We start from the raw sequence: 14,894 nt of genomic DNA, 5'->3' as shown, positions 1-14,894 counted from the left end.
GTGCAGAGTCGGCTGGTCCGCCTCCCGCAACTCAACCCGCGCTGTCGGCACCTTCGGCCCCGTCCGCGACGGACGGCCTCACCTGGCGACGCAGCGCTGCCAGGCCGTACCGCGCCTCCAGGTCGACGCCGTCCCCGTAGTGGTGCTCCGCGAGGAGCGGCAAGATCTCGTACCGCCACACGTCAGCCAGACCGTTCGCGTCGAGGTCGCGCATCAGGAACGACGGACCCACCTTGGCATCGTCGTCGGCGATCGCAGCGTTGAGACGCGTCAGCAGGCTGGCGCGGTCGTCCTGGAGGCCCTTGGTCGCCGCCCAGCCCGCGAGCACGTCGCGGACCGGGTCGCGTTCCGGGTGCAGCTCGATGAACGCGAAGCGGCGCCGCATGGCGGCGTCGAGCATCGCGATCGAGCGGTCGGCGGTGTTCATGGTGCCGATGACGAAGATGTTGCTCGGCAGGGTGAACGGCTCGTCGCTGTAGAGCAGGGAGATCTCGCTGTCGCGGTACTCGAGCAGGAAGTACAGCTCGCCGAAGACCTTCGCGATGTTGCCGCGGTTGATCTCGTCGATGACGAGGAAGTAGTTCGCCTCGGGGTTGGCGGCGGCGCTGTCCGCCATACGTCGGAGCGGTCCCTTCCTGAGGCTGAAGGCGAGGTTGCCGCTGTCGTCGTTGGCGACGGGGCGGAAGCCCTCGAAGAAGTCCTCGTACGAGTACGTGGGATGGAACTGCACGATGGTCGTCTCGCCGTCGGTGCCGTCGGTCACGTGCTTCGACAACGCCTGCGCGAGGAACGTCTTGCCGGTACCCGGCGGGCCGTAGAGGATGACCTGTTTGCGGCGTTCGATGAGGTCGAGGGTGTCCTGCAGCCAAGCTTTCGGCATGTGGAGGCCCGCGGCGAGTGCGGGTACAACGGCCGGGAATCCGGCACGCGTGGTCGGTGCTGGTTCCGATGTTTCGACAGGCGCCTTTGGGCCGCTCAGCTCCGAGCCACCTCCGGCGGCGACGATCGGGTCCGCTGGTTGCCACCTGGCGAGCAGCGGTTGCTCGTAGAACTTCGCCGGTCCCTTCGCCTTCGCTTGCAGGGCGATCGCGATCTGCTGGAACAGTGCGTCGGGGTCGTCGTCGGCCTGGCCCTCGACCTCTCCGGCGAACGCCTGACGGATCGCGCCTCGTGCGCTCCCAGATATCGCCTCGCCGAAGACCCCGGGGTGGACGAGGTAGAGCAGCTCGTTGCGCTGGGTCGGGAACGATGCGCCCGGAAGGCTGTCCACGATGTCGCGCCACGCCCACGGGTCGTCGAGTGCATGCTCTCGTGCTTCCGAGGGAAGCGCGACCCACCGCGCGGCACAGTGCACCACGATCGACAGCGCTCGGTAGAGCTGGACAGACATGGCTGTTCCTGGGTTGAACGACCACGCACGGAAAGCATCGTCGATCTCCACCGGGATCGTGACGGGGTGACCCATCTGGCCGAGAAGGAACTCGACTCGCTGGCGCTTCTTCTTCTCGCCCGGATTCTGCAAGGGAAGGATCTGCCAGCCGATGAGTTCAGCCATCAGGAGCTTCGCGTCGTCTGAAGCACCGTCGAACTGTCGCCCGAGCTTCTCGAGGAAATCTGCTCCAGGTGCGTCGGGCTGCCCGAGAAATCGCTGCTCGAGCTCAGCGACGACCTCGGTGCGCCAGACCCGTCGACCGGGGGCGAACACGGAGTCGAGAGCTCGGAGCCCTCGCTCGACGAACAGCTGGCTCGTCGTCCGGATGAGCTCCGCGCGACCGTCAGGAGGGATGATCTCCGTCCGCAAGCGAGTCTCCTTGTCCTCGCGCAAATCTCGCTGGAACGCGCGCTGCCGGTCGTTGAGCTCGTCCCGGAACTGCTCGAACGGAACCCCGTCCGCGGAGGCGCGGCGGCCGTCGTCGGTGACGTGCCACTCACCGCGCACGGGCTTGGTCATGAAGCCGGCGTGGACCAGACCCGCCGAGCCCCAGAAGAAGTCGGACTCCCCCTGCGGCTTCCCGTGCTGGTTCGGTTCGAGCTCCTCGCCCTCGAGTGGCACGTGGGTGCGCGCCGCGTCCCAGACGTCGAGTCGACTCGCGGCCCCTCCCTGTTCGTCGAGGTAGCGCAGAGCTGCGCGGAGGCGATTCGTCCGGTTTTCTGAGCGGCTCATGGTCTTTGGCTCCCTTCGACACTCAGTGAGCTGCGGTGGTCGACCGCGTCTCCGGCTCGGGTTCGAGGCCTTGCTCGCGCATGAACTCGAGCGCCCGTTCCAGGATCTGGATCTTCTTGCGGAGCTCGACGAGGACCGGCGACTTCGGGTCGGAGTACTCGTCCAGCCGCTCGTGCGTGCGTCGGACCTGACGCTCGGTCTCGACGAACAAGTGCCACACCGCGGGATCCTGCTCGAGGTCGAGCTTCTGACGGAGGATGACGGCGGCCAGTTGCCGCATGACGATCGACTCGACGGCCTCGGCCGACGTCCCAGAACTGGCCAGCCCGAAAGCGATGCCACCCCCGCCCGCAGTCACGAGGCTGCCGGCCGTGATCAGGCCGCCGATCATGCCGCCCGGTCCAAAGGCGGCGAGCGCGCTCGTCAGGGCAGCGGCCCCCGCGAGGCCTGCGCCAGCGGCGAGGGCGAGACCGCCCGTGGCGACGACGATGGCGACGGCGCCCGCACCCAACGCGCCGATCTTGATCCAGTTCGGTCCTTTGCCACCTGTGAGGACCTTCTCGGCGCGCTCGACAGCGTCAAGGACGTCAGCGCCGAGAACGCTCCCGAGACCGAGCTCAGCAGTGAGATCCCGCATTGCCTGACGCTTCACGCCTTCGCTGAACCCGATGTCGAAGGGCCGCAGGAAGTTGTCCGACGCGAGGACGATCAGCTGGACGAGCGCGTCCTCCTTGGTCAGGTAAGCGCCCGGGGCCGGCGGAGATGCTTCCGCGGCGGGATCGGCGAGGTCGAATGCGAGGCGTGCAATCTGCTCAGGACGTGGCCGCCCCTCGGTGTCACGACGCTGCAGCATCGCTTCGACCGCTGTCGCCTGGACTGCACGAAGTGCGCCGAGGAATCGATCCTTCTGGTCGTCCTTGAGGTGTGTCCCGACCAGATGCGCGTACCGGAGCGCGAGGAGGACGATCCGCTCTTCGCTGTCCAACGGGACGTCGACCGCGTTCACTGTGTGGACGAGTTCAGTGGACAGCGAGCCGTACATCGCGTACCCGATCGCCTCGGCCACCCGCCGATCCGACAGGTACTCGACGGCGTCGTGCACGCGAGGCCCCGGCGGTGTGGTGACGCGGAGGTCGAGCAGCCACGGCATGACCGATGAAAGACCGCGGTGCGCGGCGACCGGGTCGAACCCGTTCCAGAAGTTCACCCACCAACCGAGGTTCGTCGGCGGTTCCTGCATTGCCTCTCGCAGGTCTGTCGCGCGCACGGAGCCACTTGCCAGAGGACTCCCGATGGTGATCATCCCGACGACCTTCAGGCCAGCGAGGAGCCGGCGGACGAGATCAGCCGCGACGACCGAGCCCAGGCTGTGTCCGACGATCAGCAGCTCTCCCGAATCCGGCAGCGTATCGAGGACCCGGGTGAGAACCCGGGCACGAGCCTGCTTGTCGTGGAGGTAGTTGTGCGCCGGCTTGAAGGGGTTCGTCTCGAATGCGACGTCGACGACCGTCCCAGCGCCCGGCCAAGTCGGCACGTCTTCGTGCCGACCCAGCCGGTACTCCATGGCACTCGTCCGCCGCTCGAACTCCCGCCGGTTGGTCCTGGCCTCGTCCTTGCCTGGCTGCTTCACGATGATCGGGGGGAGGCGGTACTTGCCGTCCCCGTTGAGCAACGCGAACGCGTACTTCGGCGCTGTCCATCGGTCTGGCTCCAGCGCGGGGTAACCGAGCCGGACGAGCGCCCCTGAAAGCGCGACCTGCCAGCCGTCTTCGACATCGCCGGTTCCGACACCGTGGAGGAACAAGAGGACAGGACCAGCGCTCACGACCGACCTTCCGGAAGAGTTGACGAACCTTCGACGTCGCTCAGGCTAATGGGAATCCAAGCCGGAACAGGAACGAATTGACGATCACGAATGCGTGCTCGATCACGACCGTGTCGCTGCTACCGTGCCGACGTGGGTCTAAACGAGTTCTTCGAGGGGTTGAGCGCCGTAGCGACAGCGGGCGCGCTGGTAGCAGCTGTGTACGCGGGTCTGCAGGCGCGACGCCTCTACCGGGTCGAGTCGGATCGGGACGAACAGGCGCGAGCGGCGGCACGGGCGTCGCAAGCGACGAAGATCAGTGCGTGGGCTGCGACGCGAATCCGGACCGGTGGCCGGGTGCTGTTCGGCGTCGTCGTCCGCAACTCATCAGATGACCCGGTCTACGACGTGCAGGTCACGTGCCACGGCTTCTCCTCTCCTGAGGTCGCGACCCTGCAGTGCGTACCGCCAGGTGAGTTCTTCGTTGCGAACGCCGTGGACGAAGACTCGACGGCAGAGTGGGACTACCCGAAACCGCTGCAGGAGATCCGCGATCCGATGCGTCCGTTCACCATCTCCGATGCTCGCGGCGTTGACGCGATCGTGTTTCGCGACAACACCGGTACGGCATGGCATCGGGCTGCCCAGGGAGCTCTGACGAACATTTCCTGACAGCCTCGGCTGGTCTGCCTGCCGTCCCCCCAACGGGTACTCCCGCCCACTCTCCCCACCCACGAGGATGGTTCAACACCACTCGTCCCGGGGACGACGAGCGGCACCGAGGACCAGGAACTCCCCGAGGGACACCACCATGACGATCGCCGGGGAATCGGCAGGTGTCGAAGCACGCCGCCAGCGCAGCCACGCACAGGAACTCCGACGCCAGGCACACGACGCCGAACAACGTGCCGCCCGCTTCGAGATCGCCGAACGCACCGAGAGCGAGACCGCCCAGCTCCTCGCCCCACTCGCCGGCATCGGCTACCACCTCCTCGCCGACCGCCGCTGGCCAGGCAGCCGCACCGCCCAGGTCGACATGGTCGTCGTCGGCCGCGCCGGCGTCTTCATCGTGGACACGAAGGCCTGGCGCGAGGTCGCGGTCCACGGCGACCGGATCACCCGCGGCCAAGAGGACGTCACCGACGACATCGCCCGCCTCGCCGACCTCGCGTACAGCACCGAGGCCGCCCTCGCGGACATCGGTCTCGCACCCGGCGAGGTCCACGCCGTCGCCGCACTCGCTGGCCAGAAGCGCATGCACGCCCGCGTCGCGTCCGTCGACGTCATCGGCACGCACGACCTCGTCGGCCACATCACCAAGCGCGGCGCCCGGCTCTCGGCATCACGCGTCGACGAGGTCCTCGCCGCGATGCTCATCCACTTCCCCGTGATCGGCGACGACGCAGCGGCACCGCCGCAGATCGTCGTCACCGCAGCCGTCCTCCCCCGCGAACCCGCGCCGAGGATCCCCACGCGTGACGACGAGCTCACGGACCAGCTCCTCGACGGCGTCCTCGAGGCACCCATCGAGGACTGGATGGCCTTCCTCGACCCCGCCCAGGCAAAACTCATCCGCCGCAGCTTCAACGGCCCGGCGCGCATCCGCGGCGCCACGGGCACCGGCAAGACCGTCGTCGGCCTCCACCGCGCGGCGTACCTCGCCCGCTCGACCGGCGGCCGCATTCTGTTCACGACGTACATCGGCACGCTGCCGAAGGTCCTCGAGTCGCTCCTCGGGCGCCTCGCGCCCGACATGGTCGGTCGCGTCGACTTCATGGGCGTCCACGCGTTCGCCACGCGCCTGCTGAAGGAACGCGGGATCGCGTTCCGCACACCCGGACGGGAGGCGCGACTCGCGTTCGACGACGCCTGGAACGCAATCCGCGCCTCCAGTCCATTGCGGTCCTCGCGTTTCTCGCGCTCCTACTGGGAGGACGAGATCAAGCACGTCATCAAGGGGCGCGGCCTGACGCGCTTCGACGAGTACGCGGACCTGGCGCGCGTCGGGCGCAAGCACGCGCTGCCGGTGGAGACGCGGCAGGCGGTGTGGGACCTCTACGAGGCGTACTCGCGCGGGCTTCGCGAGCGGCGCGCGCATGACTGGGAGGACATCGTGCTCCTCGCGCGCGACGCGGTCGCGGCGGTGCCGCTCGAGCGGTACGACGCGGTGATCGTCGACGAGGCGCAGGACCTGTCGTGCGCGATGGTCTCGCTGATGCACCACCTCGTCGGGGATCGTGCCGACGGGCTGACACTCATCGGGGACGGCCAGCAGACCATCTACCCGGGCGGGTACACGCTCGGCGAGGTCGGCATCAGCCTCTCCGGACGCGGTGTCGTGCTCGACGTGAACCACCGCAACACGGCGGAGATCCTCGAGTTCGCGAAGGAGATGGTGGCGGACGATCAGTTCGTCGACATCGAGGGCGTGGACGGCGTCGGCGACACGGTGTCCGCTATCTCGCGCTCGGGGCCGGCGCCGGCGTTCCACCGGTTCTCGAGCCGGGCCGAGCACGACCGCTCGATGATCGCGCGGCTGAGCGAGGTGCTCCGGCTGATCGGAATGGGGCACGGTGACGTGGGGATCCTCACGGCGACGAACCGGCAGGCGGACGACGTCCGGGGTGTCCTGCGGGAGGCGGGGATCCCGGTGATCATGCTCGACGAGTACTCCGGCAGGACCTCCGACGCGGTGCGGGTCGGCACCGTGAAGCGGGCGAAGGGGCTCGAGTTCAAGCAGGTGCTGCTGGCGCACGTCGATTCCCGGCTGCTCGACGACGTGACCAGAGGACGGTCAGACGCAGACCGTGAGCGTCACGAGCGCGGACGACGCGAGCTGTACGTTGGTATGACACGAGCACGGGACGGCCTCTGGGTGGGCGTCCGGAACTGGGTGGGGAGCAACCGGTGACCAATAAGGGTTTCGCAGTCGTCGACCTCGAGACGACGGGATTGTCACCAAGGACCGGCCACCGCGTGATCGAGATCGCCGTCGTCCTAGTCGACGGACACGGGCGCATCGAGCACGAGTTCGAGACGGTCGTCAACCCGGGCCGGGACCTCGGGCCCACCCACATCCACCGTCTCCGCGGAGCGGACGTCATCGATGCACCCACGTTCGAGGACATCGTCGGCGACCTGACCGACCTCCTCCGGGGACGGACGCTCGTCGCCCACAACGTGCGCTTCGAGGTCGCCTTCCTCCAGGCGGAGTTCGCTCGTGCCGGCGCACCCTTCCCGTGCACGACGGACAACTCGGTGTGCACGATGCGACTCGCGAGCACCTTCCTTCCCGGGGCGGCGCGGAACCTCGCCGACTGCTGCTCCGCGTTCGACATCGACCTGGTCGACGCGCACGAGGCACTTGCAGACGCCCGCGCGACCGCCCGACTCCTCGGCGCCTACGTGCAGGACACCGCGGAGGACCGGCGGCGCTGGGACGAACGTCTCGCGACCGGACTGACTCTCACGTGGGGACCTCCCCGAGCGAGTGGACCGGAGTGGCTGCCCCGACGCCGCGCCTCGGCCGTCCCATCCTCGAGCGCGATGGACCGCGCGGTCGAACTCCTTCCGGCGAGCACCGACCAGACTGAGCGGGAGTACCTCGCACTCGTCGACCGCGCCGTCGCGGACGGGTTCCTCAGCAGCGACGAATCAGTCGCGCTCGAAGACCTCGCCGTGCACCTCGCGATCACAGCCGACCAGCGCGCCCGCCTCCACCAGGAGTACGTGTACACGCTCGCCCGCACCGCTCTCGGCGACGGTGTACTCGATCCCTCCGAGCGGGCACAGATCGACCGTGTCGCCGAGCTGCTCCGTGTCCCGTCCGATGTCGTGCGAACGGCGCTCACCGGGTCTGTCGGTAGCCCGGACCGGTCCGGCGCGCCGGGCGCGGAGCGGCGGCCGCAGCTCGACGCAGCGGCGATCGTCGTGCTGACGGGCGAGATGCGTCGTCCGCGAACGGAGATCGAGGGCGAGTTGCGCGAGCTCGGGGTCACTGTGGGTGCAGCAGTGACGAAGAAGACGACCCTTCTCGTCGCGGCAGACCCGGACAGCCTGAGCGGCAAGGCGAGGAAAGCGCGGCAGTACGGCATCCCGATGATCGACGAGGCGACGCTCGAATCGGCACTCGTCTCAGCTCGTACCGGCGATGACGGCGGCTCGTGGCAAAGTGAGTCTTTGTCGGCGGGGATTCCCGCACAACCGTCGGCTTCTCCGGAAGCGCCGTTCACCGAGCCGCGCTCACGATCTGCACGAGAGGACACCGCGATGTCGAATGGCCCCGAGGACGTCGAGTACGTCGGAGCAGCCCTGCGAGTCGCGGTCGCCGGCCTGGAGCCCTTCGTCAACGACGTCCTGCAGCCCCGCATCTCGTCCGGAGCGCGGTGGCCCCAACTCATCCAGCTGCTCGATCAACAGAAGCACGGCCGGTCGAACACCCAGTACGACGAACACGACCTGCAGGTGGTCCTCCGTGCCCTGACGGAGAAGTTGCCACAGCTCGGATTCCCCTTCGACCTCGACCACAACGGGCGACGGCTCGCGGGTGAGCTGCGCGATGTGCGGAACCGATGGGCGCACAACGCCGTCTTCGACGAAGCGGACACCTACCGGGCCCTCGACACGACCGTTCGTCTCCTCGAGGCAGTGGGTGCCGACGAGCAAGCTGCGATGGCGACCGAGCTCCGGCGGACGTTCCAGTCGTCGATGGCCGAACGGACCGCTACACGCGCGACCGCTGCGTCCGTGGAGACTCCGCACGCGGACTCGGAAACTGACTCGGCGTCGGCACAGGGCGCAGCAGGGACGGCGACGAGGTCCACGACACTCGCGATCGAGTGCGCACCGCTCATCAGCTACGCGATGGCGCACAACCGGATCGCGGTGGTGAACGCCGTCCACATCCGTCACGACGGCGCGAACGTCCGAGACGCGCGGCTCACCATCGAGGTCTCCTCAGCCGGGCTCTCGCTCGGCGAGCCGCGGGAGCACTTCTTCGACCTCGCGCCACAGTCCGAGATCGAGAAGCACGACCTCGGATTCCGGCTCGACCCAGCCGTCACCGCAACGGTCGAAGCCGCTCGACCGGCAGTCGTCACGGCCACGCTTCGTGACGGCGACGAGCTCCTCGCCACGGCCACTGCTGAGGTCCACCTCGTTGCCGCCCACCAGTGGGTTGACGGCGGCACCCAGCTGTCGGAGGAGATGCTCGCGGCACACGTGCAGCCGAACCACCCCGCGCTGACCTCGTTGCTGGACGAGGCGTCGACGATCTTGGAAGCAGAGACCGGGCGAGCGAGCCTGAGCGGCTACCAGGAGAGCCCGGAGCGTGTCGATGAGACGGTCGCTGCGATCGTGCGGGCGATGCGGGACCGCCAGATCCGCTACAGCATGCCGCCCGCGAGCTGGGCCGGCGCAGGACAGCAGGTCAGGACCCCGGCAGAGGTGCTCGAAGGACGATTCGGCACCTGCCTGGACACAACGGTGGTGCTGGCTGCTGCGCTTGAGTGGGCGGGGATCCGCCCACTGCTGATCGTCATGCGCCGGCACGCCTTCCTCGCCTACACGCGTTTCGACACACCGATGCCGTCACTCGTCTCCCCCGGGGTCACGCTGAAGAATCTCGTCGATATCGGCGCCGTGACCCCGATCGAGACCACGATGCTCACCACCGACGGCTCGGCGGCTTCCCTCGCCGACGCGATCGCCGCCGGTGCACGTCACCTTTCAGACGAGCTCCACGACATCCAGGGGGTCGTCGACGTCTTCCTCGCACGCCGGAGCGAGATCCTCCCATTGCCTGCGAGGACTGTCACCGAGGACGGCGAGGTGCGCGTTGTCGAGTACCAGGTCGAGCACGCGCGTCTCGCTGAGTACGTACCTGCGGACCCCGGAGCAGCGACCGAGGCCGCTGAGGATTCCACGCCCCCTCGCGTGAATCAGTGGAAGAACAACCTGCTCGACCTGAGCCTGCGGAACCGCCTGATCAACTTCACGGATCGGGCCCGCTTCGAGCTGTACCTGGCGTCGAACGGACTGGCCGAGTTCGAGGACTACCTGAATTCCGGCAAGCCCTTCACGATCCGGGCCTCGAACGACCTTCCCGAGGTGCTGCTGCAACGCGGCGTGCGGTCAGCGGCTTCCCTCCCTGACGATGACAAGACCGAGCTGTTCCGAGGCAACAGGGCGATCTACGGCGACGTCTCGGTCGACCGCTACTCGCGCCACTTCCAGACGCTCGCGCACAAGGCGAAGACCGTCGTCGAGGAGACCGGGTCCAACAACCTGTACATCACACTCGGGTCGATGGTCTGGACGGTCAAGAGCAAGCAGGTCCGTTCCCCGCTCATCCTCGTGCCCGTCACGCTGAAGGCCCGGACGCGCGGTGGCACGTACGAGATCGTCCTCGACGAATCCGGCATGTCCACTCCGAACTACTGCCTCCTCGAGAAGATCTGGGCCGAGCACCGCATCCGGATCCCAGCGCTCGCCGATCCGAAGTCCGACGCGTCGGGCATCGACGTGGAACAGGTGCTGGCGGGCACGCGAGAAGCCATCCTCCGTGCCGGCATCGACGCCGTCGTCGAACCCACGGTCGACCTCGCCATCCTGCAGTTCGCGAAGTTCCGCCTCTGGAAGGACCTCGACGAGAACTGGGCAGCACTGTCGACCAATCCACTCGTGCAGCACTTGATCGAATCGCCGACCGAGCGCTTCGTCGGCGACCTGGTCGACCTCGAACACACCTCCGCCGGGACAGACGAGCTCGACGAGCTGCTGTCCGAACTCCCCGTGCCGGCTGACTCCTCGCAACTCGAGGCGATCGCGGCGGCGACGGCCGGCCGCACGTTCGTGCTCGAGGGACCTCCCGGTACGGGGAAGTCGCAGACCATCACGAACCTGCTCGCAAAGTCGATCGCCGACGGCAGGCGCGTCCTGTTCGTCGCAGAGAAGCGCGCCGCCCTCCAGGTCGTCCAACGACGACTCGACGCGGTCGGACTCGCCCCCTTCACCCTCGACCTGCACGACAAGGGGGCGAAGCCCGCCGAGGTGCGCGCTCGTCTCCGAGAAGCGCTCGCGCAACGGCCGCGGGTCGACCACGAAGCAGTGGTCCGCGTCGGGGACGCAGTCTCGCAGAACCGCCGCGGCCTCAGCCGGTACGCGCGGCGGCTGCATGAGACGAACGAATCCGGCCGCTCGTTCTACACGGCACGCAACTCGGAGCTCGCGACCGCCGACATCGCGCGGACACTCGAGATCCCGGTCGACGTCGCAGCACGCATCACCGAGTCGGACATCAACGCGATCCGTCGGGCACTCAGAGAGGCTCCGGACGTCGCGCTGCGGGCCCGCCCGTCTGCCGACCACCCATGGGCCTTCGCCTCGGCCGGAACCGATCCCGAAGTCCTGCGTGCCCGCGCCGACGCATTCGATCGTGCGGTCGACTCGGTCCCGGCGCGCAACGACGCAACCCTCGGCTCCTACGCCGAAGCATTGACCAACGCAACGAGGCCGGAGCACTTTCGTGCCCTCGCCTCGATCGTCGAGGCACCGCCCGTCACCGCGGCCGTGCTCACCGAGGCCGGGACGCAGCGGTGGCGTGATGCAACGGCTGCTGTTCAAGAACAGGTCCACACGTTCTCGCAGCGGTACGCCGACGTTCTCGCCGTGCTGCGCCCGGAATCCCTTCGAGCGGATCTCGCTGCGATCGCCAGGGAGGCCGCCACCGCCGCGGCGTCCAGCATCTTCGGTCGGAAGAAGCGTCTCCAGAGCGTTGCCGACGAACTCGCCCCGCACACGGTTCCCGGTGTTGCGGTCGACCCCGACCGGCTCGTGGCGCTGACCGCGCGGGCGGCGGACATGCACCAGTCTGCTCGAGACCTCGCCAGCAGCATCGCTGTCATCCCCGGCCTCGTCATCCGCCCGGGTTGGAGTCCGCTCGACCAGGACACCCATGCGTCGCTCGCGAGCGAAGTGCGGTGGTTGAGCTGGCTGGCCGACGTGACCCACGGTACGAACGAGGACGCGACAGACCGACGATTCCGCGGCTCGCTGTTCAACTACGCGACCCGTTCCGGAGTCCCGCAGCCCGAGCTCCGCGACCAGGTCGTCGCGTTCTCGTCCGCTCTCGGAGCGCTCGCGTCGAGCGCGGCGTGGCTCCCCTGGCTCGGCGAAGAACTGCCGCTGATCCGCTGGAACGCGACCCGCGGCGGTCGTTCGGGAGCCGCACGCGACGGCTCTACTCCCGAGGCTTGGGTGGACTGGCTGTCGGTCCTCGAGCCGCTCCGCGCCGCCGGACTGCTCGATGCGTACGAGGTCCTGCTGAAGGGCGCGCAGGGATCAGAGGACGCGCTCGAGGCGTTCGACCGCGGGCTCGCGACGGCGATGCGACTCGAGCGTGCACGCGCCACGGGGCTCGACCAGTTCGACCCTGCCGGCCACGAGCACAAGATCGGACGGTACGTCGAAGCCGCTCGGGAACTGCGGGAACACCTCCCGCGTGTCATCCCGGAGAAGGTGGTCAGCCGACGGACGTTCAACGAGACCACCGCGTCCGGCGGCGCCGGCCAGTTCCTCGCCGAGGTGCGCTCTTCCAAGGTGCGAAAGCTCATGCCGGTCCGCGAGCTCATGTCGCGCTACGGCCAGTACGTGACCGAACTGACCCCCTGCGTCCTCGTGAGCCCCGACTCGGTCGCGAGGTTCTTCGAGGCGACGCCGGGACTCTTCGACCTCGTCGTCTTCGACGAAGCATCCCAGGTGCGGGTTGCGGACGCGATCGGTGCCATGGGTCGGGCGAAGGCGGTGGTGGTCGTCGGTGACTCGAAACAGATGCCGCCGACCTCGTTCGCGGAGACCTCGATCGATGACTCGGACGACGACGAGAACGGTGCCGCCGAGCAGGTCGCGGTCGACGAGGAGTCGATCCTCGCCCAGTGTGTGCAGGCCCGCGTCGACCGTTTCCAGTTGACGTGGCACTACCGCAGCCAGGACGAGTCGCTCATCGCGTTCAGCAACCGGTACTACTACGACGACCAGCTCACGTCCTTCCCCGCGCCTGCCATCGGTGAGGCGTCCGCAGGCGTCGATGGTCACGGGGTCTCCCTCCGACGCGTCGACGGTGAGTTCATGCGCGCCGGGCAGGAGGGCACGACCCGGCAGAACCTCCGGACGAACCCGGTCGAGGCCCGTGCGATCGTCGCGGAGATCCAGCGGCGCTTCGCGGCCTCGCCAAACCTCATCCCTTCGCTCGGCGTCGTGACCTTCAACGCTCAGCAGCGGTCCCTGGTGGAGGAGCTCTTGCGCACGCTCGAAGACCCACGTGTCAACGAGGCGCTCGACTCGGCCGTGGACGGCTTGTTCGTGAAGAACCTCGAGAACGTGCAGGGTGACGAGCGCGACACGATCCTGTTCTCCACCGCCTTCAGCAAGAATTCGCGAGGCGTCCTCCCGCTGAACTTCGGGCCGCTCACGAGCCCGGGCGGTGAGCGGAGACTGAACGTAGCGGTGACCCGCGCACGACGGCAGGTCGTGATGTTCTCGAGCTTCGACCCGCAGGATCTCCGCGCTGACGAAACGACCTCGTTGGGCATCAAGCACCTTCGTGCGTACCTCGAGCTCGCACAGCGCGGGGCCCGAGCAGCCCTCGGCGCACGAGACGACGCCATGCTGACAGACCGGCATCGCGACGAGATCGCCTCGGAGCTACAGGCTCGCGGGCTCGCCGTCCAGACGGACGTGGGACTGTCCGACTTCAAGGTTGACATCGCCGTGGCCCACCCGTCGAGCCCGACCGAGCCGCTGCTCGCGGTGTTGCTCGACACCCCCGCGTGGGCGGCACGCGCCACGGTCGCTGACCGGGACGCGCTCCCGCTGGAGGTCCTCGAGAACCTGATGCACTGGCCGAGCGTGCGCCGGGTGTGGATGCCGCATTGGCTGGCGGACCGCGACGTCGTGATCGACTCGATCGTCGCCTCGCTCCAGCAGGCGCACGAGGAGCGGATCGTTGCTCTGGAGGCGACCGCGACCGCGGCGACGGCGATCGACGACGTGTTCGAGGACCTGCCAGAGGCATCCGTGTTCGCCGGAGATCCGGACAGGTCCGCCGCTGACCACTCGCTTCCGGTGTCCCCGGTCGACTTCGCGGGCCGGCCAGACCTCGTCGAACCAACTCTCGAACCCTCGGTTGATCCAGACGACGTCCAATTCGACGCTCGCACTGCGGGCGGAAGCCTCGATGAGCCAGCGAGGTTGCGAGCGCACACCGCCCCTGTCACGCACGTCGAGCAGGAAGCCCTCGCTCATGATGTGGTCGTGATCGGAGAGACAGACCGGTTCCGTCCGTGGTCCCAGGCCGAACTGTCCGGGGACGTCTCTGTCCTCGATGCGGTCGATCTCCCTCAGAACGCCGCTCGTGTCCAGGCGCTGATAGTTGAGGTCGTGCAGGCGGAAGGGCCGATCGCCGAGGAGCGCTTGGTGCGCCTCGTCGCGAACTCGTTCGGCCTGGATCGCGTACACGCTGCTCGGTCGCAGGCGATCTCGGCGCTCGTGCCGCCAATGCTGCGCTGGAGTGCGCTGGAGCGCTTCGTCTGGCCGATCGGGGTCGACCCCGAGGGCTGGTCGGGTTTCCGAACGTCCGCTCCTCAGGACGCCCGGCCCATCGAGGTCGTCGCGCTCCGGGAGATCGGCAACGCAATGGTCCACCTCATCCGGCACGGCGGACCTCGGTCCGAGACGTCGCTCTTGCGGGAAACGCTCGCGCTCTTCGGCGGAACGAGGATGACGCAGAACGTCAGCGATCGTCTGACGATGGCGTTGATGGTCGCATTGACCTCGCAGCGGGTTTCTCGGACAGCTCGAGGCGATCTCGAACTGGGTCGGACGGCTGACCGATGAGCAAGGACGTCTCGACGACGGGAGTCGCCGGAA

General features: G+C 68.0%; 5 protein-coding genes. 3 read left to right on the top strand and 2 right to left on the bottom strand.

Features of this window, described 5'->3' with window-relative positions; translation table 11 throughout:
* Positions 1-31: 31 nt before the first annotated feature.
* Complete coding sequence (locus tag BIV03_RS17785; protein ID WP_083403523.1) at positions 32-2,164, bottom strand: AAA family ATPase; 2,133 nt, start codon at positions 2,162-2,164, stop codon at positions 32-34.
* A gap of 22 nt (positions 2,165-2,186) precedes the next feature.
* Entirely contained in the window at positions 2,187-3,968 is a 1,782-nt protein-coding gene (locus BIV03_RS17780) for a lipase family protein (protein WP_254790964.1), read from the bottom strand.
* 153 nt (positions 3,969-4,121) lie between these two features.
* Here BIV03_RS17780 and BIV03_RS17775 point away from each other — a divergent pair, with 153 nt between their 5' ends.
* The 3 genes from BIV03_RS17775 to BIV03_RS17765 all read left to right on the top strand — a co-directional run bounded on the left by BIV03_RS17775 (position 4,122) and on the right by BIV03_RS17765 (position 14,861).
* Positions 4,122-4,640, top strand: a complete 519-nt coding sequence (locus tag BIV03_RS17775; protein ID WP_071296632.1) for a hypothetical protein — start codon at positions 4,122-4,124, stop codon at positions 4,638-4,640.
* 139 nt (positions 4,641-4,779) lie between these two features.
* Positions 4,780-6,879, top strand: a complete 2,100-nt coding sequence (locus BIV03_RS17770) for a nuclease-related domain-containing DEAD/DEAH box helicase (RefSeq protein WP_071296631.1) — start codon at positions 4,780-4,782, stop codon at positions 6,877-6,879.
* Entirely contained in the window at positions 6,876-14,861 is a 7,986-nt protein-coding gene (locus BIV03_RS17765) for a DUF3320 domain-containing protein (protein WP_083403522.1), read from the top strand. Before BIV03_RS17770 ends, BIV03_RS17765 begins: the two co-directional genes overlap by 4 nt.
* Positions 14,862-14,894: the final 33 nt, after the last annotated feature.

Source organism: Curtobacterium sp. MCBA15_016 (genome assembly GCF_001865105.1).
Taxonomy (GTDB): Bacteria; Actinomycetota; Actinomycetes; order Actinomycetales; family Microbacteriaceae; genus Curtobacterium.
This window is presented reverse-complemented; position numbering and strand designations above follow the sequence as displayed.